This window comes from Rhodococcus sp. 06-1474-1B, from assembly GCF_002258885.1.
In the GTDB taxonomy this organism is placed as follows: Bacteria; Actinomycetota; Actinomycetes; order Mycobacteriales; family Mycobacteriaceae; genus Rhodococcoides; species Rhodococcoides fascians.
In genome coordinates, this window is the sequence record NZ_NOYR01000023.1 from 1 (window position 1) to 25,906 (window position 25,906).

At 66.1% G+C, this 25,906-nt stretch carries 25 protein-coding genes; 18 read left to right on the plus strand and 7 right to left on the minus strand.

What is annotated here, in order from left to right:
* Positions 1-238 precede the first annotated feature (238 nt).
* Genes CH266_RS10210 through CH266_RS10225 form a run of 4 tightly spaced genes read left to right on the plus strand, consistent with a single transcriptional unit; the run spans position 239 to position 3,768 of the window.
* Complete coding sequence (locus tag CH266_RS10210; protein WP_032372888.1) at positions 239-1,075, plus strand: biotin--[acetyl-CoA-carboxylase] ligase; 837 nt, start codon at positions 239-241, stop codon at positions 1,073-1,075.
* A 47-nt stretch (positions 1,076-1,122) separates the two neighbouring features.
* The gene (locus CH266_RS10215; protein ID WP_094715487.1) at positions 1,123-1,722 is read left to right on the plus strand and encodes a PH domain-containing protein; all 600 of its coding nucleotides are present in this window, start codon (positions 1,123-1,125) and stop codon (positions 1,720-1,722) included.
* 39 nt (positions 1,723-1,761) lie between these two features.
* Positions 1,762-2,442, plus strand: a complete 681-nt coding sequence (locus CH266_RS10220) for a response regulator transcription factor (RefSeq protein ID WP_027496484.1) — start codon at positions 1,762-1,764, stop codon at positions 2,440-2,442.
* A gap of 6 nt (positions 2,443-2,448) precedes the next feature.
* The gene (locus tag CH266_RS10225; protein ID WP_027496485.1) at positions 2,449-3,768 is read left to right on the plus strand and encodes a sensor histidine kinase; all 1,320 of its coding nucleotides are present in this window, start codon (positions 2,449-2,451) and stop codon (positions 3,766-3,768) included.
* Between the two features lie 12 nt (positions 3,769-3,780).
* On the opposite strand, the gene CH266_RS10230 is transcribed toward CH266_RS10225, so the two are convergent.
* Positions 3,781-4,335: a GtrA family protein gene (locus CH266_RS10230; RefSeq protein WP_032366285.1), complete on the minus strand. Its 555-nt coding sequence runs from the start codon at positions 4,333-4,335 to the stop codon at positions 3,781-3,783.
* A 167-nt stretch (positions 4,336-4,502) separates the two neighbouring features.
* On the opposite strand from CH266_RS10230, the gene CH266_RS10235 reads away from it, so the two are divergent.
* From CH266_RS10235 to CH266_RS10245, 3 genes are read left to right on the plus strand one after another with little or no spacing between them, the layout of a single operon-like run.
* A complete protein-coding gene (locus CH266_RS10235; RefSeq protein ID WP_027496486.1) occupies positions 4,503-5,756 on the plus strand; it encodes a 5-(carboxyamino)imidazole ribonucleotide synthase in 1,254 nt (417 codons plus the stop codon).
* Positions 5,749-6,261, plus strand: a complete 513-nt coding sequence (purE, locus tag CH266_RS10240; RefSeq protein ID WP_032391583.1) for a 5-(carboxyamino)imidazole ribonucleotide mutase — start codon at positions 5,749-5,751, stop codon at positions 6,259-6,261. The genes CH266_RS10235 and purE overlap by 8 nt, the downstream gene beginning before the upstream one ends.
* Positions 6,258-6,647 carry a hypothetical protein gene (locus CH266_RS10245; protein ID WP_032366286.1) on the plus strand — a complete coding sequence of 130 codons (390 nt, stop codon included), beginning with the start codon at positions 6,258-6,260 and terminating at the stop codon, positions 6,645-6,647. Before purE ends, CH266_RS10245 begins: the two co-directional genes overlap by 4 nt.
* Positions 6,648-6,656: 9 nt before the next feature.
* On the opposite strand, the gene CH266_RS10250 is transcribed toward CH266_RS10245, so the two are convergent.
* Both CH266_RS10250 and CH266_RS10255 read right to left on the minus strand, forming a co-directional pair.
* Positions 6,657-7,367 carry a TIGR03089 family protein gene (locus tag CH266_RS10250; protein WP_094622375.1) on the minus strand — a complete coding sequence of 237 codons (711 nt, stop codon included), beginning with the start codon at positions 7,365-7,367 and terminating at the stop codon, positions 6,657-6,659.
* Between the two features lie 55 nt (positions 7,368-7,422).
* Positions 7,423-8,853 (minus strand): LCP family protein, encoded by a 1,431-nt coding sequence (locus tag CH266_RS10255; RefSeq protein WP_094715488.1) that lies wholly within the window; start codon positions 8,851-8,853, stop codon positions 7,423-7,425.
* A gap of 479 nt (positions 8,854-9,332) precedes the next feature.
* Between CH266_RS10255 and rfbD the strand changes: the two genes are divergently transcribed.
* Genes rfbD through CH266_RS10275 form a run of 3 tightly spaced genes read left to right on the plus strand, consistent with a single transcriptional unit; the run spans position 9,333 to position 12,218 of the window.
* Entirely contained in the window at positions 9,333-10,184 is an 852-nt protein-coding gene (gene rfbD, locus CH266_RS10265; RefSeq protein WP_094715489.1) for a dTDP-4-dehydrorhamnose reductase, read from the plus strand.
* 38 nt (positions 10,185-10,222) lie between these two features.
* A complete protein-coding gene (locus tag CH266_RS10270; protein ID WP_027496493.1) occupies positions 10,223-11,134 on the plus strand; it encodes a glycosyltransferase family 2 protein in 912 nt (303 codons plus the stop codon).
* Positions 11,124-12,218, plus strand: coding sequence for a sugar phosphate nucleotidyltransferase (locus CH266_RS10275; protein WP_027496494.1), 1,095 nt, complete (start codon positions 11,124-11,126; stop codon positions 12,216-12,218). The genes CH266_RS10270 and CH266_RS10275 overlap by 11 nt, the downstream gene beginning before the upstream one ends.
* 40 nt (positions 12,219-12,258) lie before the next feature.
* Here CH266_RS10275 and CH266_RS10280 read toward each other — a convergent pair whose 3' ends face one another.
* Genes CH266_RS10280 through cofD form a run of 3 tightly spaced genes read right to left on the minus strand, consistent with a single transcriptional unit; the run spans position 12,259 to position 15,179 of the window.
* Positions 12,259-12,807, minus strand: coding sequence for an NUDIX hydrolase (locus CH266_RS10280; protein WP_027496495.1), 549 nt, complete (start codon positions 12,805-12,807; stop codon positions 12,259-12,261).
* A 6-nt stretch (positions 12,808-12,813) separates the two neighbouring features.
* Positions 12,814-14,166, minus strand: a complete 1,353-nt coding sequence (locus CH266_RS10285) for a coenzyme F420-0:L-glutamate ligase (RefSeq protein WP_032366544.1) — start codon at positions 14,164-14,166, stop codon at positions 12,814-12,816.
* A 23-nt stretch (positions 14,167-14,189) separates the two neighbouring features.
* On the minus strand, positions 14,190-15,179 hold the full coding sequence (gene cofD / locus CH266_RS10290) for a 2-phospho-L-lactate transferase (RefSeq protein WP_032366289.1): 990 nt from the start codon (positions 15,177-15,179) through the stop codon (positions 14,190-14,192).
* Positions 15,180-15,957: 778 nt separating this feature from the next.
* On the opposite strand from cofD, the gene CH266_RS10295 reads away from it, so the two are divergent.
* A complete protein-coding gene (locus CH266_RS10295) occupies positions 15,958-16,191 on the plus strand; it encodes a WhiB family transcriptional regulator (protein WP_027496498.1) in 234 nt (77 codons plus the stop codon).
* Positions 16,192-16,234: 43 nt separating this feature from the next.
* Here CH266_RS10295 and CH266_RS10300 read toward each other — a convergent pair whose 3' ends face one another.
* On the minus strand, positions 16,235-16,720 hold the full coding sequence (locus tag CH266_RS10300) for a metallopeptidase family protein (protein WP_027496499.1): 486 nt from the start codon (positions 16,718-16,720) through the stop codon (positions 16,235-16,237).
* Positions 16,721-16,792: 72 nt separating this feature from the next.
* Between CH266_RS10300 and CH266_RS10305 the strand changes: the two genes are divergently transcribed.
* From CH266_RS10305 to ahcY, 7 genes are all read left to right on the plus strand, one after another.
* On the plus strand, positions 16,793-17,203 hold the full coding sequence (locus CH266_RS10305; RefSeq protein WP_027496500.1) for a DUF3499 domain-containing protein: 411 nt from the start codon (positions 16,793-16,795) through the stop codon (positions 17,201-17,203).
* 205 nt (positions 17,204-17,408) lie between these two features.
* Positions 17,409-18,791, plus strand: a complete 1,383-nt coding sequence (locus tag CH266_RS10310) for a phosphomannomutase/phosphoglucomutase (RefSeq protein WP_052053378.1) — start codon at positions 17,409-17,411, stop codon at positions 18,789-18,791.
* Positions 18,792-18,862: 71 nt separating this feature from the next.
* Positions 18,863-20,005 (plus strand): tobH protein, encoded by a 1,143-nt coding sequence (locus CH266_RS10315; protein WP_094715254.1) that lies wholly within the window; start codon positions 18,863-18,865, stop codon positions 20,003-20,005.
* Entirely contained in the window at positions 20,005-21,240 is a 1,236-nt protein-coding gene (gene manA, locus CH266_RS10320) for a mannose-6-phosphate isomerase, class I (protein WP_080730103.1), read from the plus strand. Before CH266_RS10315 ends, manA begins: the two co-directional genes overlap by 1 nt.
* Before the next feature lie 137 nt (positions 21,241-21,377).
* A complete protein-coding gene (locus CH266_RS10325) occupies positions 21,378-22,889 on the plus strand; it encodes an amino acid permease (protein WP_094715255.1) in 1,512 nt (503 codons plus the stop codon).
* Positions 22,890-23,187: 298 nt separating this feature from the next.
* A complete protein-coding gene (locus tag CH266_RS10330) occupies positions 23,188-24,291 on the plus strand; it encodes an alkane 1-monooxygenase (RefSeq protein ID WP_094715490.1) in 1,104 nt (367 codons plus the stop codon).
* A 120-nt stretch (positions 24,292-24,411) separates the two neighbouring features.
* Entirely contained in the window at positions 24,412-25,896 is a 1,485-nt protein-coding gene (ahcY, locus tag CH266_RS10335; protein ID WP_094715256.1) for an adenosylhomocysteinase, read from the plus strand.
* Positions 25,897-25,906 lie beyond the last annotated feature (10 nt).

Genomic DNA, 25,906 nt, shown 5'->3' on the forward strand with positions numbered 1-25,906 from the left:
TGGACCCGCTCCACCGCCGCCTCACCCGACGGCATCTCCGCAGCCCCCAGACGTTTACGAAGATCGGCCAATTTACCCGCAGTGGTATGGATATCGGGTGCATCTGCCGACCCGGGTGCAGTGGAATCCTGGACGCTGGTCATGGGGCAACACTTTAACTGCGAGTGTGATCTGCGCCCCGACCGAGGGTGGTTCACGAGCCGACGTCGGTTCGTGCCGAACCCATATGCTGGTGGTCATGTGGACCAATCTGGATCGCCCACCGCTCGACGTCCGCGCACTCCGTCGAGCCTTGGTGGACGGACCGCAGGCCTCGTGGTCTCGGGTGGACGTGGTGACCGAGACCGGTTCGACCAATGCCGACCTCGTCGCTGCAGCGGCAGATCGGGCGGACCGGACGGCCTTGATCGCCGAACATCAGGGGAGTGGGCGGGGCAGGCATTCGCGTCCGTTCTCCGGTGCTCCGCGATCGCAGATATTGCTGTCGATGCTGCTGAAGTTCCCGGGGATCGACCCGGCGGTGCTGGGTTGGCTGCCGCTGATGACCGGCGTGGCTCTGGTCGATGCGCTGCGTACCGTGGCCGAGGTCGATGCGCGGTTGAAGTGGCCGAACGATGTCCTGATCGGCGGTAGGAAGGTCTCGGGCATTCTGGCCGAAGTAGCCGCCCACGGACCGAGTCCGACGGTGGTCATCGGCCTGGGAGTGAACGTCTCGATGACCGAGGCCGAGCTCCCGGTGCCCACGGCGACGTCGCTCGCGCTCGAACAGGCCGCGGTGCTCGATCGAGACACCCTGGTGCGTGCGATTCTGCGCGGGGTGGCCGCCGAGGTGGATTCGTGGCGGGATGCGCACTGGGATACCGAGGCGCTGGCGCACCGATACAGAGATCGGTGCGGCACCATCGGACAGCGAGTGCGTGTCGACCTGCCCGGCGGCGAGCACGAAGTGGGAACCGCTGTCGATGTGGACGAACACGGCCGGATCGTGATCGAGGTCGAACGTGCAGGCTCCGCATCGCCCTCGGTGCTGGCGGTTGCGGCCGGCGACGTCACTCATCTCCGACCTGTCTCGTGAGACCATCTTCACCCGGGCAGATCCGGCGCGAATAGTCAGGAGTGCACGTGGGTTACCCGCAGGATGCGTTGGCCGACGAGGAAGAGCTACTGCTTCACCGTCACCCGCACTGGAAGATGTTGATTCTGCCGTCGATCACGTTCGTGCTCGCTACGGGTCTCGCCGGCGTCGCCCTCGGTGTCGCAGGTGCCCGACTCGAATCCACGGCCGCCGATGTGGCCACGATCGCCGCGCTGGTGGTGTGGGCAGCGATCGTCGGGTGGCGATGCCTGGTTCCGCTCGTGAGCTGGAAGTGCACTCACTTCATCGTCACCGATCGTCGGGTCCTCGTTCGGCAGGGTGTGCTCACGCATTCCGGAATCGACATCCCCATGAGCCGCATCAGCAACGTGCAATTTCGACACGGGCTGCTGGACAGGATGCTCGGTACCGGCACCCTGATCATCGCGTCGGCGTCGGACGACCCACTCGAGTTCGACGACATTCCGCAGGTGCAACGCGTCCATTCGTTGCTCTACCAGCAAGTATTCGACTCCATGGACTTTCGTCGCGAGTCCGTTCACGATCGGGACCGAGCATTCGAGCCGGTGGCCGACGATGCACCGGCCGAGTCCACGCCCGGTTGGCGCGCGGGGAAACGCAGGTAACACAGGCTGTTCTCACATTCGAACCGTAGGGTTGCCGACGTGACCGATGTTCTGCTTGCCGAAGACGACGAAGCTATCGCCGCACCCCTCTCCCGTGCCCTCGGGCGCGAGGGCTACACCGTGACCGTCGAACAGACCGGGCCGGCCACGCTACAGCGTGCTCTCGACGGCAAATTCGACTTGCTGATCCTGGACCTGGGGCTGCCCGGAATGGACGGCCTCGAAGTGTGCCGTCAGGTCCGCGCCAACCGGTCCGAGGTGGCCGTGTTGATGCTCACCGCGCGCACGGACGAGGTCGACTTCGTCGTCGGCCTCGACGCCGGTGCCGACGACTATGTGGGCAAGCCGTTCCGGCTCGCCGAGCTGATGGCTCGGGTTCGAGCGCTCCTGCGTCGACGCGGTGCCGGCGAGGACGTTCCGATCGAGGTCGGTGCCATTCGCCTCGAACCGGCCGCCCGACGGGTGCTCGTCGGAGGTACCGAGATCTCGCTGGCCAACAAGGAATACGAGTTGCTCAAGGTGCTGCTCGATCACGCCGGTCAGGTGGTCTCGCGGGAGGTGATCCTGCGCGAGGTGTGGGGCGACGCGGAGTTGCGCGGATCCAAGACACTCGACATGCACATGTCCTGGTTGCGCCGCAAGATCGGCGACGAAGGACCGGTGGCGGAGCGTCGCATCGCGACCGTTCGCGGTGTCGGATTCCGCATCAACAGCGACTAGTCGTCGATGCGGCGTCGAATCCTGGTCTCCATCCTCGCTGTCGTCATCATGACGGCCCTGCTGCTCGGGCTGCCACTGATGTACACGGCCTGGCTGTGGGTCGAGGACTTCACTCGAAACGATCTGCAGGCACGCCTCGACCGAATGGCCGCGGAGATCATCTCGCAGGAGGGGTCGGCCGGACTGATCGAGGGTCAACTCGACATCGGTTCGCTGCGTCTGGCGATTCCGCAGGGTGGCCGCCTCGTCGTCATCTATCCGACGCCGGAGGACGCCGCGTCCCGCGCCGACATCGGGCAGGCATCCGTCCCCCGGCCACTCGTCGAATCGTTGTCGATGGGGACCTCGGGATCACTGCGGCTCGAAGTACCGTCCGACGACATGCGTTCACTGCAGCGGCAGGCGCTCGGAGCGGTGACTCTGGTGGTCCTGGCGTCCGCGCTGGCAGGAACCGTGGTGGCCGTGCTGACGGCCAAGCGACTGGCCGATCCGTTGCAGGACGTCGCGCGGCGGGCCGCCCGACTGGCCGAGGGCGACTTTCGGCCGGATCCGCGTCGGCACGGCATTGCCGAGCTGGACCGGGTGTCGGAGGTTCTCGACTCGGCCACCGTCGAGATCGCGGGCAGGCTGCAGCGCGAACACACGTTGGTTGCCGACGTCTCGCATCAACTTCGTAGCCGCCTGACCGCCGTTAGGCTGCGATTGGACGAGATCTCCACCCATCCGGACCCCGCGGTGGTCGACGAGGCGAACGAGGCGATGGATCAGGTCGATCGATTGACCCTGGCCATCGACGAACTCGTCCGCTCCTCCCGCAGCGACGGCGCCGCCGATGCGCACGAGGTATCGGTCATCGAGGAACTGACCGGCACGGTGGTCGAATGGCAGCGAAATTTCGACGATGCAGGTCGGAGTCTGGTGCTCAAGGGCGACGCCGACCTCCAGGCGTCGGTGACCGGCTCGCGTCTGCGCGAGGCCGTGTCGGTATTGGTCGACAACTCTCTGGTGCACGGCGACGGTGCCTGCACGGTTGCAGTGCGCGCCGTGTCCGCCGCCGAGGGGACCGACCGGCGGCGAGAGAAACTGGTCTGTGTCGAGGTGTCCGACGAGGGTCCAGGGGTGAGCAACGAACTGGCGCCCCACATCTTCGACCGCGGATTCTCCGGAGCCGGTTCGACCGGAGTCGGTCTCGCGCTGGCCCGGGCCCTGATCGAGGCCGACGGCGGACGGTTGGAACTACAGCGCAGACGGCCGGCACTGTTCTCGGTGTTCCTGCCCGCTCGGCGCGAATCGTCGCCCGCGCTCTCGCGGCGCGAACCACGCTGACCGAATTGGGGGTCAGTCGAGCGCGTTCGATGCGTCGGTCGGATCCCCGTTGCGCTCGGCGTCCACTTCCAGGATGGTGCGCGCGTTGTCCTCGGGAAAAGCGAAGCGACGCAGCGCCCAGAAGCGGAACGCCATCTGGAGCAGGTTGCCGATGATGTAGTTCAGCACGAAGTCGATGACGACCACCATCGTCAGCGACTCGTTGGTGTCGCGGATGTCGAAGATGTTGTTCGCGATCCACAGCGGACCGGCGGCGATGAGCACTCCGATGCCGCTGATGGCGAAGAAGAGAAGCGCTTCGTGGTGGCGTTCGCGCCCGCCGCGGTGCTTGAAGGCCCACTCACGGTTGAGGAAATAGCTGAGCAGGGTGGCGAGCACGCCCGAGATGATCTTCGCGATCACCGGCTTCTGCTCGAGCACCGTCAGGCTCAGCGAGTAGAAGATGACGAGGTCGAACACCATCGTCGTACCGCCCACGATGGCGAACTTGATCAACTCGCTGTGCCGGATCGCAAGGTCCCTGATGGGCTTGGGTAAGCGCTGAAGCACGCTGTCGATCGTCGGCACAACGGTGAAGTCTACGAAACGAACGCCCGATCCGGCGAACCGACGCTCTGTTCATCAGCGTTTCCACAGTCTTGACGACAGTGTTTCCACGGTCTTCGCGACAACGACGACCGCCGTGCGACTGCCGGTTCGGCCCGAACCGGCAGGACATGACACCATGGTGAGCCGTGACAGGTACCGAACCGCGCCCCACCGCTGCGCGCCCGTCGTCGACCGGAATGCCCGTCGTGACGATGATCGGCGGAGGTCAGCTGGCCCGCATGACCCATCAGTCGGCCATCGAACTCGGCCAAACGCTGCGCGTGCTCGCCGCGGGCGCAGACGAGCCGGCTGCTCAGGTGAGCCCCGACGTCGTGTTCGGGCTGCACGACGACCTCGATGCGCTGCGCACGGCCGCGACCGGATCCAACGCCCTGACCTTCGACCACGAGCACGTGCCGACCGAGCACCTCGAGACCCTGGTCGCCGAGGGCGTCAACGTCCAGCCGCCACCGAGCGCGCTGATCTTCGCGCAGGACAAACTGCGCATGCGTCGCAAGCTCGAAGAGCTGGGCGCACCCGGACCGGCGTACGCGGAGGTGTCGTGGGCGCAGGACGCCATTGCGTTCGGTGACGAACACGGGTGGCCGGTTGTCCTCAAGGCGGTCCGCGGCGGCTACGACGGCCGCGGTGTCTGGATGCCCGCCGACGCCGAGGAAGCCGAAGAGATCGTCACTGCCCAGCTCGACCTCGGTGTGCCGCTCATGGTCGAGGAGAAGGTCGCCATGCGCCGCGAGTTGTCGGCGATGGTCGCGCGATCGCCGTTCGGTCAGGGTGCTGCGTGGCCCGTCGTACAGACCGTGCAACGACACGGACAATGCGCGGTGGTTCTGGCCCCGGCTCCCGACCTCGACGAGGACGTCGCCACTTACGCCGGTCGGCTGGCGCTCGATATCGCGGGCGCCCTCGGCGTGGTCGGAGACCTCGCGGTCGAGCTGTTCGAGACCACCTCGGGCAAGCTTCTGGTGAACGAGCTGGCCATGCGGCCGCACAACTCCGGTCACTGGACCATGGACGGCTGCCGCACCTCGCAGTTCGAGCAGCATCTGCGTGCAGTGCTGGACTACCCGCTGGGTGACACCGATCCACTGGCACCGTTGACGGTGATGGCGAACATCCTGGGTGCACCCGAAGCGCCGGAGATGACGATGGACGAACGCCTGCATCACCTGTTCGCCCGCATGCCCGACGCCAAGGTGCACCTGTACGGCAAGACCGAGCGGAAAGACCGAAAGATCGGCCACGTGAACATTCTGGGCGCGAGGTCCGGATCGCTCGGCGACCCGGCCTACGTGGCGGCCGTACGTGAACGAGCCGAACGCGCAGCGCACTGGATGTCGCACGCCGAATGGACCGACGGATGGGACCCGCACCATGACTGACGAATCCGGTACCGCCGTCGTAGGCCTGATCATGGGCAGCGATTCCGACTGGCCGATCATGGAGGCCGCAGCAGAAGCGCTGGCGGAGTTCGGTATTCGTTTCGAGGTCGGCGTCGTCTCCGCGCATCGCACCCCTCAGCGGATGCTCGACTACGCCCGCGAGGCCGCCGGTCGCGGAATCAAAGTGATCATCGCCGGTGCCGGGGGAGCGGCGCACCTGCCCGGCATGGTGGCGTCGGCGACGCCATTGCCGGTCATCGGGGTGCCGGTACCGCTGAAGTACCTCGACGGTATGGATTCGCTGCTCTCGATAGTGCAGATGCCCGCCGGCGTTCCCGTGGCCACGGTGTCCATCGGCGGTGCCCGCAACGCGGGGCTGCTCGCTGTACGGATTCTGGGTGCGTCCGATCCTGTTCTGCAGCAGCGGATGTCGGCCTTCCAGGCCTCTCTCGAGGCCATGGTGCTGGACAAGGACGCGGCACTGCGAACCACGCTGCTGGGATGAGTGCCGCGGCGTCGCGGCGCGAGCAGATTCGACGAGCCGGCCGCAGCAAGTGGCAGTCGGTGTCGGTGACCCGGCTGGCACTGCGCTACGCGCAGCTGTGGGGCGGAACGGCGCGTTTCGACGACGAGTTCTCGATCTTCGTGTGTTCCGGCCTGCGCGGCGGATTCGGCCGCGGCGGAACCACATTCGGTGGGGCCTACCTGACGGCGAACAACACCGCCCGTCGGGTGCTGCGGCACGAGGCGATTCACGCCGACCAGTGGGCGAGGTTCGGGCTGACCTTTCCGTTCCGCTACCTCGTCGAGGAAGCGCGTCACCGCGGCAGCGCCAATCGGTTCGAGATCGAAGCGGGACTCGCGGACGGCGGCTACCGCCCGACCGGATGAGGCGACAAGTCAGTCGAGGGTCGTCGTGACCTTTTCGGTGTCGATGCGTCGTTCCTTCTTGCTCTCGTCGGAGTTGGCCACCTGTACCAACGATGCTCCGGCCGCGAGCACCGAGAGCAGTCCGTCGATCAACTCGTCGGCGGTGGTCCAGGATGCACTGGACAACACTCGATCCGCGGCCGAGAGAGAACGGGCCTCGGCGCGTTCTCTCGCTGCGGCGAGGACGTCGTCCACCGAGCGGCCGTCCAATGCCGCGGCCCCGGATCCGGTTGCCCTGAATTGGTCACCGTGTACGCGAACCGAGGTGGCGTAGTCGGTCATCCCGAGGGGCAGATCGGGGACTGCCTTGCCGAAGGCATCGAGCGAGAGCGCCAGAACTTCGTCGACGTCGGGCGCGTCCTCGAGGCGGTCGCCGTGCACCAGCGCGAGATCCGCGGAGTCGTCTGCACCGAGCACCACCTCGCCGCCGGTCCACCAGATTCCCAGAAGTACGGCAGCGGTCTGCCAGTGCGCCGGCAACAGCACGCACACGCGCGCGCCCTGATCGAGTGCGAACTCGTCACGGAGCAGGTTGGCAGTCTTGGCCGCCCAATTCGCCAGTGTCACGGCGGACACCTCGACCCGCTCGCCGGTGGCATCGTCGTAGTACGTGATGCGGGGACCGGCCGGGTCTGCCGCCAGGATCGGCTCGAGCAGGGTTTGAGTCAGGTTCGAAGCCACACCACGACCCTAGTCGACGCCGACCCGCCCCGATTTACGCGCTGCGTTCGTACTGTCAGTTCACGCACATGGGGCCGGTGGAACCCGCGTCGATCGGTGCCGCAGGTTCCTCGGGGACTGCTGTACCTGCTTCGGGCGCCACGGTTTCGGCCGTCGCGGCCTGACCCGAGCCGGGGCCGGCGTAGTCGTCGGCGAGCACGACCCGGACGGCATCGGCCGGCATGGTGTCGTCGGCGGTGATCTGCAGGCCACCGAGTGCTGCCGACACGGCGCGAGCGGCGTCGCTGTCCACGTCGGCGGTCTGGATGCGGCTCGTGGAGATGGACGAGCCCTCGTAGTTGCCGATGGTGCCACCGACGTAACCGAGCGCCGTCAACGATCCGGCCACACCGTTGGCCAAGCCTTCGATACCGCTGTCGTTCGCGACGTCCACCGTCACCGTCGACGGATCGACGGTCGGGGCATCCGAATTCTCGGCGTTGGTCTCGGCGGAGTTCCCGTCCTCGAGTAGTCCGACGACGTATTTCTTCACTGCTGCCGGGTCGACCTGCACGATGGATTCGCCGTAGTCGGTCGTCGCATTGATGTCGACCGCGGGAATGGTCTCGAACTTGACCTTGCCACCGGCGAGATCCTGCAGGCGAGTGGCGAACTGCAGGATGTCCCAGTCCGAATCGAGGGTGACCGACCGCTGCACCGCAGTACTGAGCTGACCGAGCTTGCTCGGATTGCTCAACGTCTTGGCGCTGAGCACACTGCGTACGAGGGAGGCCATGAAGACTTGCTGGCGCACGATCCGGTCCAGGTCACCGCGGGGCAGATCGTGTCGTTGCCGGACGAAACTCAGCGCCTGCGAACCGGACAGGTTCTGCTCACCGGCGGCGAAGTTCGCACCCGACAGCGGCTCCTGCACCGGATTGTTCAGGCATACCGCTACTCCGCCGACGGCGTCGGTCAGCAGAACGAAACCGAGCAGGCCGACCTCTGCGTAGTGATCGACCGTGATGCCGGTCAGGTTGGCGACGGAATCGATCAGCGCTTCGCGTCCGGCCTCGGTGGCCTGCGGTTCGGCGTCGGCATCGGAGACTCCCTGCTCGACCAGTTCGAGCCGTTTGTTCTCCTTGGTCGCTCCGTACGCGGCGTTGATCTTGGACATTCCGATCCCGGGCACCTCGACGTACGAGTCGCGCGGGATGGAGATGGCAGTGGCCGACGAGCCGTCGTTCGGGACGCGGATCAACACGATCGTGTCCGTGTTCGACGCAACTTCCTCGCCTGCGTTGAGCGAGGCCAGTTCGTCCGGTGACAGCGCGTTGCCGTGGGCGTCGGTGCGGCTGTCGGTGCCGACCATCAGGATGTCGACGGCACCGTCCGCTGCGCCGCCCAGACCGAGGCCGCCCGCAGTGGCGATGTTCGACCGCAGACTGTCCACGCTGCGCCATGCGAAGCCGGTCACCAGCAGGACGAGTACCGACAACACGGCCACCGCAACGTGGGTTGCCGGCCAGCGACCGCCTGCGCCCGGTCGGCGGGGTGCCTCGCCTGCGTCCGGGCGTCGTTCGTCGCCTCGGGGCCCGCGCTGCGGTCGTCGTGTGCGGCCGGCCGTGGTTCGTCGTTCGTCGCCGGCCGCGCCGCCTCGGCGATGCACGCCCGGTTCGCCGTCTGCGGAGGGACGTACAGGGCGATCCTGGGAGTCGCGCCCACGAGATGCACGAGGGTCGGTGTCACGGTCGCGTCGCTCGCCGCGCAGGCCGTCGCCGTCGGCTCGCCGCGAGGTGCGCCGGTGTGGTGGGGGTGTGCGCTCACCTCCGTGCGTGCCTGAATCTCGTGGCACCTTCGACCCTTTCCTCGTTTCCGGCAGGCATGGACACCCACCGACAGACGTTCACTCCCCCCGACTCGAAGGTTACTGGCGATCGGCCGCGCTCTCGCCGAACCGACCGCGGCGTGCCACACTTGGCAACCGTGAATGCGATCGTGGTGACCGGTGCACACGGCCAGTTGGGCCGACGGGTGGTCTCGCTCGCCGCCGAGCGTGATTCCGACGTCGAGGTGCACGGCTATTCGTCCGCCGACCTGGACATCACCGACCCCGATGCCGTCGACGCCGTGGTGACTGCGGGTGCGACCGTCGTCAACTGCGCCGCGTACACCGCCGTCGATGCCGCCGAAACCGACGAGTCCAGGGCTATGGCCGTCAATGCCGACGGTCCTCGAAATCTCGCGCGGGCGTGCGGGCGTGTCGGTGCCCGACTGATTCACATTTCCACCGACTATGTGTTCGACGGCACAGCGACCGAGCCGTACGACGTCGACGCGGCGACCGCGCCGATGTCCGTGTACGGACGCACCAAGTTGGCCGGGGAAACGGCGGTGCGTGAGGAACTCCCCGATACCGTCATCGTGCGCACCGCATGGGTCTACGACAACACCGGCAAGAACTTCGTCACCACGATGCGAAGACTCGAAGGCGAGCGGGAGACCGTCTCGGTGGTCGACGACCAGATCGGATCGCCCACCTTCGCCCTCGACCTGGCCGCCGGTCTGCTCGAGATCGAAGCCGACGCGACGGTGACCGGCCGGACCCTTCACTTCACCAATGCCGGGCAGGCGAGCTGGTACGACCTCGCCCGGGCAGTGTTCTCGGGAATCGGTGCCGACCCCGACCGGGTGCGACCGTGTTCGAGCGCAGAGTACGTCGTCCCGGCACCTCGGCCCGCATACTCGGTGCTGTCACCGAATGCGTGGTCCGCAGCCGGGCTCGGTGCGCCCCGCCCCTGGTCCGAGGCTCTGACGGCGGCTCTTGCTCGGTCGTGATGCGGGATCGATGCTCGCCTCGGGCTAGTCTTGCCCGCGTGAGTTCCGACCTGGCCGTGGTGACGGTGACCTATTCCCCCGGCGAATACCTCGAGCAATTCCTGACGTCTCTACGCGAGGCCACGACTCGGCCCGTGCGAGTCATCATGGCCGACAACGGGTCGGTCGACGGCACTCCGGAAGCTGCCGAGGCGGCGTTCGCGGAAGCAGAATTGCTGCGTACCGGCGCCAACATCGGCTACGGCGCTGCCGTCAATCGGGCGATCGCCGCGGTCGACCCCGAGGTCGAATTCGTCGTGGTCGCCAATCCGGATGTCAGGTGGCACCCCGGGTCCCTGGACGGATTGCTCGACGCCGCGGCGCGATGGCCGCGCGCAGGTTCGCTGGGCCCACTCATTCGTGAGCCGGACGGGTCGCGATACCCGTCCGCGCGATCGGTGCCCGATCTGACGTCCGGGGCCGGCCACGCAATTCTGGGCAAGCTCTGGCCGACCAATCCGTGGACTCGGCGATACCGCCAGGAGAACGAGACGGTGTCCGAGCGGCCGGTGGGATGGCTGTCGGGATCATGCCTGTTGCTTCGCCGCGCGGCGTTCGACTCCATCGACGGGTTCGATTCGCGCTACTTCATGTACATGGAGGACGTGGACCTCGGCGACCGGCTCGGTAGGGCGGGTTGGCAGAACGTCTACGTACCCGAGGTCGAGGTCACGCACTCGAAAGGCCATGCGGCAGGACGGCATCCGGAAGTGATGCTGCCCGCACACCACACCAGCGCCTACCGATTCCAGGCCGACAGACACGACCGGGTGTGGCAGGCTCCACTACGATGGGCGCTGCGCGCGGGTCTCGGTCTTCGCTCGAAGGTCGTTGTGACTTCGGCGCTTCGGGCCCGAGCTCGTGAAGAACGACCGTCGGACGAGAGAACAGAGGCTGGACATGTCGGATAGTTCCCCATCGGTCGCCGCACGGACGGATGCAGTGATCTTGGTCGGCGGCAAGGGAACTCGACTGCGCCCGTTGACTCTGTCGGCACCGAAGCCGATGCTCCCGACTGCAGGACTCCCGTTTCTCACCCACCTGCTGGCCAGGATCAAGGCTGCGGGCATCGAACACGTGGTTCTCGGAACGTCGTTCAAAGCCGAAGTGTTCGAGCAACATTTCGGCGACGGGTCGGCGTTGGGCATCGAACTCGAGTACGTGTTCGAGACCGAGCCCATGGGCACCGGCGGCGGAATCAGAAACGTGTTGCCGCGACTGCGGGCGGACAACGTCATGGTGTTCAACGGTGACGTGTTGGGTGGTACCGATCTGACAGCAGTGCTCGATACGCACCGCACGACCGACGCGGACGTGACGTTGCATCTCGTTCGGGTCGGCGATCCCCGAGCGTTCGGTTGTGTCCCGACCGACGAGAACGGCCGAGTCACCGCGTTTCTGGAGAAGACCCAGGATCCGCCCACTGACCAGATCAACGCCGGTTGCTACGTGTTCAAGCGTGAGATCATCGAGTCCATCGCAGCCGACCGGCCGGTGTCGGTGGAGCGAGAGGTGTTCCCCGCCTTGCTCGCCGAGAACAAGAAGGTCTACGGGCACGTCGACAGTGCGTACTGGCGCGACATGGGTACGCCGGAGGATTTCGTCAAGGGATCGGCCGACCTCGTTCGTGGGATTGCGCCGTCGCCCGCACTGCACGGAGATCGCGGTGAGTCCCTGGTTCACCCCGGAGCGGGTGTCGCGCCGGGTGCACTTCTTATCGGTGGAACCGTCGTCGGGCGTGGTGCCGAGATCGGCGCAGGCGCTCGTCTCGACGGCGCGGTGGTGTTCGACGGTGCGATCGTCGAAGCAGGGGCCGTGGTCGAACGGTCCATCCTGGGATTCGGAGCCCGCATCGGACCCCGCGCACTCGTGCGTGACGCCGTCATCGGTGACGGTGCCGATATCGGAGCTCGGTGTGAGTTGCTGCGTGGGGCACGGGTATGGCCCGGAGTGAAGCTGCCCGACGGGGGAGTGCGCTTCTCCACCGACGTCTGATCGTCGTCCCGAGGGGCTGAGCGGGGCCGAGCCGGGCCGATCAGCGATGCGCGGCGAGCGCGACGAGATGGTCGATGGTCTCGCGCTCGGCCGAGTCGGGTAGTTCGTCCACCGGCCACCAGCGCAGGTCCGTCGATTCCTCGCTGCGCACGGCGCGCGCGCCGTCCGGGGCGCGCACCAGGAACCGCAGGTCCAGGTGCCGGGTCGGCTTACCCAGCGAGCACGTGATCGGGTGAGTGTGCGCCGAGAGCAACTCGGGATCGATCGACAGATCGGCAATTCCGGATTCTTCGGTCGCCTCGCGCAGCGCCGCGGCGACGACCGTCTCGTCCTCGGGTTCGCAGTGACCGCCCAGTTGAATCCACCGGCCCACCCGGGGATGCAGGGTCAACAGAACGTGCCGTCCCGACGCGTCGAGTACCAGCGACGACGCCGTGATGTGGCCGGCCTCGTTGGCACGAAGACACGCGTCGGGATTGCTGTGCAGAAAGGCGATCACGGTGTGCCGAAGGGATTCGTCCCTGGAGTCGGTCGGTGCCCAACGATCGAGTGTCTCGGCCGCGGACTGCCACAGTGAGGAAGCGGACATCGTCGGTCAGAGCTCCACCAGCGAAGACCCGGGCGCGGCCGGATCTCGTACCGTCAGCGGTTCACTAGGATGTCCGATTGCGATGGCCCCCAATGCTTTCCAGTCCGCACGCAAGCCGAGCTCGGCGCGGACGGTATCGGCGGCGAAGATCGTCGAACCGATCCAGCAGCTACCGAGATCGCGAACGGCCAGGGCGACGAGCAAACCCTGAACGGCGGCACCGACCGCCACGGTGAACATGGTGTCCTCCGCTGCGCGACGCCTCTCGTCGGGATAGGTGTGCGCCCCGTCCGGCACGCAGAACGGAATCACGATTTCCGGCGCATCGAACAGGATGTCTCCACGGCTCAGCCTCGCGGCGATGCGGTCCTCGGTCAGCCCGTCGCCGGCCAGATCGGCTCGCCACTGCTCGCGCATGGTCTCGAGCAGTCGTCGACGCACCGCGGGCGTTCTGATCCAGACGAATCTGACGGGGTGGGTGTGATGCGGGGCGGGGGCGGTGAGGGCGTCCGCGACGGCGTCACGAATCGAGTCCGGGTCGACTGCGTCGGGGGAGAACGATCGAACCGACCGCCGGCGGAGCAGGGCCTCGCGTCGACCACGTTCGAGCGCCTCGGCGGTTCCCAGCCAGAACAGATCGTCTTCGCCGCCGCGCAGCAGGGTGGCGGCGTTGGAGCCGTCGTCGACCGGTGACAGGCCGCGGACGACGGCTATCGGAACGCCACCCAGCTTGCCCTTCACGAGATCGCCTGCCGCAGCGAGCTCGTCGGCGATCGCGACTTCGGTGACGATCAGTTCGTTGCCCTGGCCGTCTTCTGCGCCGGCGTATCGGTGGACGACCGCCAGGCCGGCAGACCCGATCGCGGCATCGGTCTGACCGATCCGCCAGGCCCGGCCCATCGTGTCGGTGATCACGACAGCCACGGTGACTCCGGCCGACTCGTGCAGTGCTCGCCGAAGAGCCGCCGCGCTGGCGTCGGGATTCTCCGGGAGCAGCGCCAGTTCGCTGCCGTCGACGTTGGACCCGTCGATTCCCGACGCGGCTTGCACGATGCCGAGGCGGTTCTCGGTGATGAGTGTCCGGCCTTTTCGGGCGACGACGCGAACGGCCTCCTGATCGACGAGGACCCGGCGGGCTGCGTCCCGCTCCTCGGGGTCCTGCGGTGCGGGCACCAGACGTCCCTCGACCTTGGAGACGATCTTGCTGGTGACCACGAGGACGTCTCCGTCGCGCAGCCAGGGCGCTCGGTCGACGATCGCTGCGGCGAGATCGTCGCCCGGACGAAACTCGGGAAGTCCCGTGACCGGCAGGATTTCGATCGATCCGCCCGGTGCGTGGTCACCGGGAGCCTCCGGCATAGATGCCACCTCGCGTGGGGCGGTCACAGTTCGAGTCCGGCTGCGCGCAGGGCGGTGCGTGCCATCACCGCTGTGGTCTCCGGGTCGGTCATCAGCAACGGAATCGACTGCACGTCGACTCCGTCGACCACCGCCGAGTCGGTGCTGTGCACCAGCCAGGCGTCGAGAATGCCGGTGCCGCTTCGGCTTCCGTAAAGGCGGCCGACGGCCTCGGCCGTCGTCTCGACGCCGATGACCGACAGGCACTCGTCTGCCATGCCGCGCAACGGTTTACCGTCCACCACCGGGGACAGGCCGACGACCTTGGCGGCGGTGGTGCGCAGTGCGCCGCGGATGCCGGGTACGGCAAGAATTGCGCCGACACTGACCACCGGGTTGGACGGGGCCAGGATCACCGCGTCGGCCTCGGCGATCGCTTCGGCGACTCCCGGTGCGGCAGTGGCCTGTTCGGCACCGATATGAGCGAAACTGTGCGTGGGAATCTGCGCGCGGTAGCGAACCCACCACTCCTGGAAGTGGATTGCACGTTGCTGCTCGCCGCTGGGGTCGTCGGGGTCGGTGACCACGACGTGTGTTTCCGAGCGGTCGTCGGTGACCGGCAGCAATCGGACCCCGGGCTGCCATCGGTTGCACAGTGCCTCGGTGACGGCCGACAGCGGAAATCCGGTGCGCAGCATGCGACTGCGGATCAAGTGCGTGGCGATGTCCCTGTCGCCGAGGCCGAACCAGTCGGGATCTGCTCCGTAGGCGGCCAACTCGTCGCGGGCGTTCCATGTCTCCGCGACCCGGCCCCAGCCTCGCTCGGTGTCGATTCCGTTTCCGAGGGTGTACATGCACGTGTCGAGATCCGGGCAGATGCGAAGGCCGTGCATCCAGACGTCGTCGCCGACGTTGACCACCGCCGTGATCTCGTTCTCGGGTTCGTCGCCGAGAAGGGAGTCGCCGAACAGGGATTTGAGCCCCTGGAGGAACCGTGCGCCACCGACGCCACCGACCAGAACAGTAACTTTCACAACATGCGAGCCTAGTGCGGTTGCCGCCCGCCCGGGTGAGCGCCCACCCGGACCGTCCGCGGGGCCGGGATCCGAGCCCGAGAACCGCCGCGACACGCACGGGACGCGCTCCGATTCGGGGAGACAGCCGATTTCGGGCATGGGATGGTATTGGATTTGTGCGATCGGCTTGACCGCGACACACCTGTACGTGTCTAATCACAGGTATGTCATTCAGCGTTCGCGGCACGAGTTCGACTGCAGCGAACCTGGTTTCGAACACTCGTTCCCTTCCTGTTCGTCCCTGAGTGGACGTGGAGTAGAGGTCGAGAGTTGGACGGGTGGAGAGCCGGCTCGGACGTACCAGCTCGATCGAATACCGGCGCGGGGCAAGGTATTCGAGATTACGAGGACCGAAAGTATCTGCGCTACCACAGGTGAGGAGGCGGAAGCGATGTATGACCAGCACGTGACACGTGATCAGCGGGGCGGACCCACTGCACACCTCAGCGCTGTCGACGACGCGCCGCAAACCGAGTCCGATTCCGGCGTGGATTCGAGCGTCTCCGTCGACGCCGGTTCTGCGTACGTGACCCCGTCGAACGATGCAGTCGACGGCGAACTCTCGAGTGACGCCGTGCAAATCGATCAGGACATCGACAGCCCCGATGTCGACAGCCCGGATGTCGACGACGTCGATAACGACGACTCGGACAACGACGCCGATTCGATGCCGTTCGTGGCCGAATCGGTTCCACCCGCCAAGCCGTTCCTCAGTCTCGTGGCGGGTTTCGACGAGATGTTCGAGGAGATCGAGGATCAGTGGCAGGAGCGCGCCCTGTGCGCTCAGACCGATCCCGAAGCCTTCTTTCCCGAAAAGGGCGGCTCCACCCGCGAAGCGAAGCGAATCTGCCTCGGCTGCGAGGTCAAGGACGAATGCCTCGAATACGCTCTCGCCAACGACGAGCGATTCGGAATCTGGGGCGGACTGTCCGAGCGTGAGCGTCGTCGGCTCAAGCGCGGGATCGGCTGAGCCGAGCGCTCTCAGGAGGATCCACCCACGAGCCGACGCTGCATCACGGCTCGGCGCTGGCGGGGTCCACCTCGTCGGGATCGATGCCCAAATACGTCGCTACCTGCTCGACCAGGACCTCGAACAGTAGGTCCTCCAAATCTTCCGGGTGCTTGGCGCGCCGCTCGAGCGGACGCCGGAACAGCACCACACGGGCGCGTGTCGTCTCTCCGCGCTTGTCGATCCCTGCGGGGACCAGTCGCGACAGGGGTACCGGTCCTTCTGCGACCACCTCGGGCGGCCAGGTGACCGATTCCGGGTCCAACGCCCTGATCTTGGGCACGTCGTCGACGGCGATGTCGAGCTTCGAGAGCTTGTCGTGCCACCGGTGGTCGATGCGCGCGAACGCGTCGAGTACCAGCCGGTCGAACTTCTCTGCACGTGATCGCCGGGCAGGTAGGTCCTCGGGCAGCACCGGTCCGCGGATGCCGCGGCCGTGCCGCGCAACGGACCGCGACGTGATCCTGCGCGCGGAAGAGAACTGAGGCATGGGGGCAGGTTATCGCGGCTGTCCGGTGTGTCGGTCGTTCGGTCGGTTGCACGTACCGGATACTCTGCACTCGTGAGATCACTGCGTGGCTGCTGCAGGCCTGGTTGCAACCGTTCTGCCGTTGCGACGCTCACATATGTCTACTCCGACTCCACTGCCGTCGTCGGTCCGCTGGCCACCGTGGACGAGCCGCACTCCTGGGACCTGTGCGAGGTCCATGCCTCGACGACCACGGCACCCAAGGGCTGGGAGCTCGTGCGGTACGAGGGTGGTTACTCGACATCGACCCCCGACGAGGACGATCTGACCGCGCTGGCCGAGGCCGTACGCGAAGCCGGTCGGGGAGACCGGACGCGCTCCGAGGAGCGAGACAGCGGTGACCGGTCGCCCGCCCGCCACCAGGACACCGAGCGACGGGCCACGCCTGCCGTCCGAACCGGCCGACGCGGACACCTCAGAGTTCTACCCGATCCCACGTCCTAGACCCCCTGCGCAGAACGCCGCGGCGGGGCGAGGCGCTGCGTCCGCCCGAACGAACGACGGGTCGACTGGCCCGCCCACCGGGCGTCTGGCAAGGTTTGCACCAGTACCGAAACGGACAAGCCGGTCTGCCGAGCTTCGGTGTTGATCGCCCCGTACCCAACGCTGGATGTCCGACGCCGGACGACCGACAATCAGGAGAATCTTCGTGGCCCGAACCGCAGAGTCCGTCAACGCCGTCATCAAGGCCTACGACGTCCGTGGCGTCGTAGGTGAGCAGATCGACGAGGCGTTCGTCCGAGACGTCGGTGCATCGTTCGCCCGGTTGGTACGCGACGAGGAGGGCGCGGCGCGGACTGTCGTCGTCGGACACGACATGCGCGACTCCTCGCCGGGCCTGTCCCGCGCTTTCGCGGACGGCGTCACCGCGCAGGGGCTCGACGTCGTGCACATCGGTCTCGCCTCGACCGATCAGCTCTACTTCGCGTCGGGCCTGCTCGAATGCCCCGGTGCCATGTTCACCGCAAGCCACAATCCGGCGAAGTACAACGGAATCAAGCTCTGCCGCGCCGGTGCCAAGCCGGTGGGACAGGACACCGGGTTGGCCACGATCAAGTCGGAACTGATCGACGGGGTGCCGGACTTCGACGGCCCGGCCGGTACGGCAACGTCGCGAGACGTGTTGACCGACTACGCCGGGTTCGTCCGCGATCTGGTCGATCTTTCCGGCATCGGATCCATGAAGATCGCCGTCGACGCGGGTAACGGTATGGGCGGGCACACGGTCCCCGCGGTGTTCGCTCCGCTCCCGGTGACGATCGAACCGTTGTTCTTCGAACTCGACGGCAGCTTCCCCAATCACGAGGCCAACCCACTGGATCCGGCGAACCTGGTGGATCTGCAGCGCTTCGTCGTCGAGACCGGTGCCGACATCGGGCTCGCGTTCGACGGAGACGCCGACCGGTGCTTCGTCGTCGACGAGAAGGGCGATCCGGTCTCGCCGTCGGCCGTGACCTGCTTGGTGGCAGAACGCGAGCTGGCCAAGGAGCCCGGTGCGTCGATCATTCACAATCTCATCACCTCGCGTGCGGTGCCGGAGCTGGTCACCGAGCTCGGCGGCAAGCCTGTCCGCACCCGAGTGGGGCACTCGTTCATCAAGCAGCAGATGGCCGATACCGGTGCGATCTTCGGCGGAGAACATTCCGCGCACTACTACTTCCGCGATTTCTGGGGTGCCGATTCCGGCATGCTCGCCGCGCTGCACGTTCTCGCTGCCCTCGGCGCCCAGGATCGACCGCTCTCGGAGATGATGGCCTCGTACGAGACGTACAGCGCGTCGGGTGAGATCAACTCGACGGTAGACGACGCAGCCGAACGCACCCAAGCCGTGCTCGACGCGTTCGCCGATCGGACCACCGGAATCGACCGTCTCGACGGCGTGACCGTCGACCTCGAGGGTGGTGCATGGTTCAACTTGCGCGCGTCCAACACCGAGCCCCTGTTGAGACTCAATGTCGAGGCGCGCACCCGCACCGAGGTCGACGCGTTGTCGACCGAGATATTGAGCATCGTTCGCTCCGGACTGGAATAGTGGTTACCTAGAGTTCACAAGTGGGTATGCAGGCATTTCGAGTCGGTGACGTAAGGGAAGGTGCCGAGGTCATGAGGGCAGTGACGTCTCTGGTCGATCTCGACGACGCCGGCGCGATCGTGGCCGCCGATCGGGAGGGCGCGCTCCGCAGCGCCGCGCTCGCGGGTGCTCAAGTACGCGCCGTCGCCACTGCGGTCGAAGAGTCGGTGCTGGCGCGCCTGGCCGACCTGCGACCTCGCAGCGTGGTGATCGTGACCGGCGACGGCCGCAGCAGTCGTGCGGCGTCTCTGCTTGTCGCTGCTCTCGGAAACCATTTGGGCGTTCCCCTGGTTCGTAGTACCGGAACTCCGCCGTGGATCGGGCCACTGGATGTCGTCGTGGTGGCCGGCGACGATGCAGGCGATCCTCGTCTGGCCGGATCGGTCGACGCGGCAGCACGGCGCGGCGCGGAGGTCGTCGTCGTGGCACCGGAAGAGGGTCCCTTGCGTGCCGTGCGCGGTGCCAGGGTCATGTGGTTGCCGCCGCGCATAGCGGTGCGTGACCACAATGCGCTGATGCGCTACCTTGCGGCGTTCGTGGCCGTCCTCGGCGCGGTTGCCGGTGGTTCGTGGAAGGCGCTGCTGCCCAACCTTTCTCGGCTCGCAGATCTGCTCGATGCCGAGGCTGTGCGCAACAGCCCGTCCAACGAGGTGTTCCACAACCCTGCCAAAGCGCTTGCCAGTGGGTTCAGCGGCAAACGTGTGGTGCTGAGCGGTGCCGGGCCGGCTGCCGTCGAGGTGGCGCGGCACGGTAGCGAGGTGTTGCTGCGGGTGGCCGGTCTGATCGTGGCTGCGGGTGAGCTCGGCGATGTCATTGCTGCGTCCATCCGTGCGTCCATGGTCGAGTCATCGGGGCCGGTCGGCACCTTCGACTCGATCTTCCACGACGAGGAGCTCGACGGACCGGCTCCCGAACAGCCGATGCGGGTATTCGTCCTGGCGTCCGAATCCGATCGCGCGCTGACCGAACGACGCATTGCCGGTGTTCCGAATTCCGAACTGGTACTGACCGAGTCCGGTGAGGCGACGTCCGGCGGGGAGTTCGTGAGTTCGGGTTTCGAGACCCGCGCGGCGTCGCCCGATCCGGTTACACTCTCGATGCTCGACACGATGTCGGTGTTGGCAACGCGGTTGGACACCACTGCCGCGTACTTGTCGTTGATGGGCGGTAGCTAGTGCAACTCCTGCGAGGCGCAGTCCGGTCCTACGCTTGGGGTTCGCGCACTGCTCTGGCTCGTATCCAGGGTAGGCCGGTACCGTCCGATCATCCCGAGGCGGAGATCTGGCTGGGTGCACACCCGGCCGATTCTGCGCACGTGGTTCACGAGGGTGGCAGCACGCCGTTGCTCACCCTCATCGACGGGGATCCGGAAACACAGTTGGGCGGCTCTGCTCAGGACTTCTCGTCGCGGCTGCCGTACTTGCTGAAATTGCTTGCCGCAGAAGAACCTCTGTCGTTGCAGGCACATCCGAGCAGCGCGCAGGCGCGCGAGGGTTTCGCGCGGGAGAATGCCGCAGGTGTTGCGATCGATTCCCCGGTGCGCAATTACCGGGACGCCAATCACAAGCCCGAGCTGATCGTGGCACTCACCGAATTCGAAGCACTGGCAGGGTTTCGGCAACCGGCCGAGACGGTCGAGTTTCTCGATGCGTTGGCCGTGCCGTCCCTCGCGGGGTATCGCACGTTGCTCGCCGCTCAGCCCGACGCGTCGGGCCTCCGGACGGTGTTCACCTCGTGGATCACGTTGCCCGGGCAGTCCCTGGACGACCTGTTGCCTGCGGTCGCCCAGGGCTGCATCGATTATCTGTCGGGGCCTGCCCGCGCCGACGGCGGTCGATTCGCCGCCGAGGCACGGACGTTGCTCGAGCTGGGGGAGTCGTATCCCGGTGATGCCGGGGTATTGGCGGCCTTACTGCTCAATCGGGTCACCCTGACTCCCGGCCAGGGCCTGTACCTGGATGCGGGCAATCTCCATGCGTACCTGCGCGGAACCGGTGTGGAGATCATGGCCAACTCCGACAACGTTCTGCGTGGAGGGTTGACGCCCAAGCATGTCGACGTGCCGGAGTTGTTGCGCGTGCTGGACTTCGAGCCCGCCGACATCTCTCCGATCACGCCGAGTGAGAACGATCGGCCCACCTACCGATACCCGACGCCGGCCCCGGAATTCGTCCTCAGCCGGACGGCGGTCGGTCCGGGGGAGACCGTCGAGATCCCTGGAACCGGTCCGCGAATTCTGTTGTGCACCAGCGGTTCGGTGCTGGCAACGACCGGTGACACACACGCGGGGCTCACCGTGCCCCAGGGTAGTTCGGCGTGGATTCCGGCTGCCGACCGATCGGTCACCGTCACCGCCGACTCCGACGGTGCCGAAGTGTTCGTGGCGGCGGTCGGATCATTGCAGTCGTAAGGCGCGGCAAGTCGAGTGGCCGAAGTGTCCGACACGGGTGCCCGCTACCAATAGGGTGATGTCACAGTGAATTCTGGGACGGCTGGGTCCGATCGGATCGGCCGTCTGCAGAAGCGACGTGGCGATACGGAGGTCCGATGACCAAGGCAGACCGGCCCAGGAAGGCCCCGCGTACGACGGGGTGGTTCCGGACCAAGTCGATCGAACAATCGATCAAGGACACCGACGAACCGGACACCAAGTTGCGCAAGGAGCTCGGTTCGTGGGACCTGACCGTGTTCGGTGTCGCGGTGGCGGTCGGAGCCGGCATTTTCACGCTGACGGCGAGGACTGCCGGAAACGTTGCCGGACCGGCTGTTTCGGTGGCGTTCGTGTTGGCGGCCATCGCCTGCGGGCTCGCTGCCCTCTGTTACGCCGAGTTCGCCTCCACGGTTCCGGTCGCCGGTAGTGCCTACACGTTCTCCTACGCCGCATTCGGTGAGTTCATCGCCTGGATCATCGGCTGGGATCTGATCCTCGAATTCGGACTCGCCGCGGCGGTGGTGGCGAAGGCCTGGTCGCTCTATCTGGGAGACCTGCTCGGCACGTCGGCCCCGGTACTGCAGATCGGTTCGCTGAATTTCGACTGGGGCGCACTGCTCATCGTGGTGGTGTTGACGGTTCTCATCGCCTCGGGAACCAAGTTGTCCTCTCGCGTGTCGTTGGTGATCACAGCCATCAAGGTGATCGTGGTGCTGTTCGTCGTCGTGCTCGGTGCGTTCTACATCAAGGTCGCCAACTACGACCCGTACATTCCGCCGTCCGAGCCCGCGTCCACGGGTGAGGGGCTTCATCAGTCCCTGTTCTCCTTCGTCACGGGTGCGGGCGGTAGCACCTTCGGTTGGTACGGACTGCTGGCGGCGGCGTCGCTGGTGTTCTTCGCGTTCATCGGCTTCGACGTGGTCGCGACCACGGCCGAGGAGACGAAGCAGCCGCAGAAGGCATTGCCGCGCGGCATCCTCGGATCCTTGGCCATCGTGACCGTGCTCTACGTGGCGGTGACCCTGGTGCTGACCGGGATGGTCAAGTACACGGATCTGGCCGGCGACAGTGCCACGCTGGCAACGGCTTTCGAGCTGAACGGGCTGACGTGGGCCAAGAACATCATTTCGTTCGGCGCACTGGCCGGTCTGACGACGGTGGTCATGGTTCTCATGCTGGGGCAGACCCGCGTCCTGTTCGCCATGTCGCGAGACGGCCTGGTGCCGCGCGGTCTGGCCCACACCGGAAAGAAGGGCACGCCGGTTCGGACGACGATCCTGGTCGGTGTGGTGGTCGGACTGCTCGCCGCGTTCGTCCCTCTCGGCACGCTCGAGGAGATGGTCAACATCGGCACGCTGTTCGCCTTCGTTCTGGTGTCGGCCGGTGTGCTCGTCCTCCGCAAGACGCGTCCCGATCTCGAGCGCGGGTTCCGCGTGCCCTGGGTTCCGCTGGTTCCGATCCTGGCAGTGGCCGCATGCCTGTGGCTGATGCTCAACCTGTCGGTCGAGACGTGGTTGCGGTTCCTGGTGTGGATGGCAGCGGGTGTCGTCATCTACGTGCTGTACGGTCGCCGTCATTCGGTGATGGGTCTGCGCGAGGCGAAGAAAGTCGAGTCGCGACCCGAGTGAGACGCGGCCGAGTCGTCTTGCGAGGCCGGCCCCGACCGTCGATCGTGCGGGCGGGGCCGGTTTCTTGGATCCGACGTGTCCGGGGTATCCGTCACACCCCTCGGTCCGAACGCCCGGCATGTTATACCCTCGAAAACAAACTGATAGGACCGCAAACATTCGGTGAGAGGGTGTGGCAACTGTGCGCGTGGACGGCCGAATCACCCCATCGGACGATTCGGGTGTCGCTTTCGGGGAGCGGAATTCGGCCGGGGCTGCACCTGCGGTTCGGCGGTGGGACAACAAGCGCTACCTGTGGATGCTGGGTCTGCTGGCACCGGCATCGGCACTGTTGCCGTCCCAATTGGTGTACTGGACCGGCATGCCGGTGTTCTGGTGGAGCGGCGTCCTGGTGTTCTTCGTGATCATTCCGATCATCGATCTGCTCGCGGGCGAGGACGGTCACAACCCGGACGCGTCTGCGGCCGACAAGCTGCAGAACGACCGCTATTACCGCTGGTGCACCTATCTGTTCCTGCCCATCCAATTCATCGGTCTGATCGTCGCCTGCTGGATGTGGGCGTACGGGGGCCTGAGCGTGGTGGACAAGGTCGGGCTCGCGGTGACGGTGGGCCTGGTCGCGGGAACCGGAATCAACGCCGCCCACGAGCTGGGCCACCGCGTCGAGCAGCACGAACGCTGGTTGGCGAAGGTGGCCTTGTCGCAAACCCTGTACGGACACTTCTTCGTCGAGCACAACCGCGGCCATCACGTGCGGGTGGCCACTCCGGAGGATCCGGCCAGTGCCCGGTTGGGAGAGAGCGTGTGGACGTTCGTGCCGCGCAGCGCTGTTCTCGGGCTGGCCTCGGCCTGGAAGCTCGAGGCTCGGCGGCTGCGCCGCAAAGGCCACTCCGTGTTTCACCCGTCGAACGCCCTGTTGCACACGTGGCTGCTCAGCGCCGTTCTCTTCGTCACGCTGATGGTCGTCTTCGGCTGGGCGATCGCGCCGTATCTGCTGATACAAGCCGTCGTGGGATTCGTGCTCCTTGAGATGGTGAACTACGTGGAGCACTACGCACTGCTGCGCGAGACGAACGAGCGAGGCAGATACGTGCGATGCGCACCGCGGCACAGTTGGAACAGCGACCGGCTGTGCACCAACATCTTTCTCTACCACCTGCAGCGACACAGCGATCATCATGCCAATCCGGGGAAGCGATACCAGACTCTGCTCTCGTGCGACGAGGCCCCGCAATTGCCCGCCGGGTACGCGACGATGGTTCTACTGGCAGCGGTACCGCCGCTGTGGCGTCGGGTGATGGACCCGCGGGTGCTCGACCACTACGACGGTGATCTCGTCCGGGCCAACATTCTGCCCCGAAAGCGCGATCGGATTCTGGCGCGAGCCCAGCAACACGGGTGACCGCGGGACCACTCGACGAGCCGTCTGAAGGGCATCGGACCGATTCGCCGGGCAGACGGTCGCCGCGCGCCGCGACCCGATAGCCTGGACGAAGACATTCAAGTCAACAGGAGAGGCAAGATGACGACCTCAGCTACGTCAGGATCGGCACTCACCGTGGAACACCGCGGTGGAATCGACTTCAAGGTCGCAGACCTGTCACTCGCAGAATTCGGCCGCAAGGAAATACGGCTGGCAGAGCACGAGATGCCCGGCCTGATCGCGCTTCGTCGCGAGTACGCCGACGTTCAGCCGCTCAAGGGCGCACGAGTATCCGGATCGCTGCACATGACTGTGCAGACCGCCGTGTTGATCGAGACGCTGGTGGCACTCGGTGCCGAGGTGCGTTGGGCCTCGTGCAACATCTTCTCCACCCAGGATCACGCTGCCGCGGCCGTCGTCGTCGGCCCGTACGGCACCGTCGAAGAGCCCAAGGGCGTTCCGGTGTTCGCCTGGAAGGGTGAGACCCTCGAGGAGTACTGGTGGGCCGCCGAGCAGATGCTCACCTGGCCCGAGCAGCCTGCCAACATGATTCTCGACGACGGCGGTGACGCGACGATGCTGGTGCTGCGCGGCGCTCAGTTCGAGAAGGCAGGCGTCGTTCCGCCGACCGACGACGACCAGGATTCCGACGAGTACAAGGTGTTCCTCGGCCTGCTGCGTCGCTCCCTCGAGGCGTCGACGACCAAGTGGACCGAGATTGCCGCATCCGTGCAGGGTGTCACCGAGGAGACCACGACCGGTGTGCTGCGGTTGTACCAGTTCGCTGCTGCCGGCGAGCTGTCGTTCCCGGCCATCAACGTCAACGACTCGGTCACCAAGAGCAAGTTCGACAACAAGTACGGCACTCGCCATTCGCTGATCGACGGCATCAACCGTGGCACCGACGTTCTCATCGGCGGCAAGGCCGTGCTGGTCTGTGGCTACGGAGACGTGGGCAAGGGCTGCGCCGAGGCACTCAAGGGCCAGGGCGCTCGCGTGACGGTCACCGAAGCAGATCCCATCAACGCCCTGCAGGCACTGATGGACGGCTTCGACGTGCGCACGGTCGACGAGTTCATCGAGCAGGCCGACATCGTGATCACCTCGACGGGCAACCTCAAGATCATCACGTTCGAGCACATGCGCAAGATGAAGCACCAGGCGATCCTGGGCAACATCGGCCACTTCGACAACGAGATCGACATGGCCGGCCTGGAGAAGGCTGCCGACGTCACGCGGATCAACATCAAGCCGCAGGTCGACGAGTTCCAGTTCAAGGACGGGCACTCGATCATCGTGCTGTCCGAGGGCCGTTTGCTGAACCTCGGCAACGCCACCGGTCACCCGTCGTTCGTCATGAGCAACAGCTTCTCCAACCAGGTCATCGCGCAGATCGAACTGTGGACCAAGCCGAGTGAGTACGACAACGAGGTCTACCGGTTGCCCAAGCACCTCGACGAGAAGGTTGCTCGCATCCACGTCGAAGCGCTGGGCGGCTCGATCACCAAGCTCACCAAGGAGCAGGCCGAGTACATCGGCGTCGACGTCGAGGGCCCGTACAAGCCCGAGCACTACCGCTACTGACCGAGAGAGT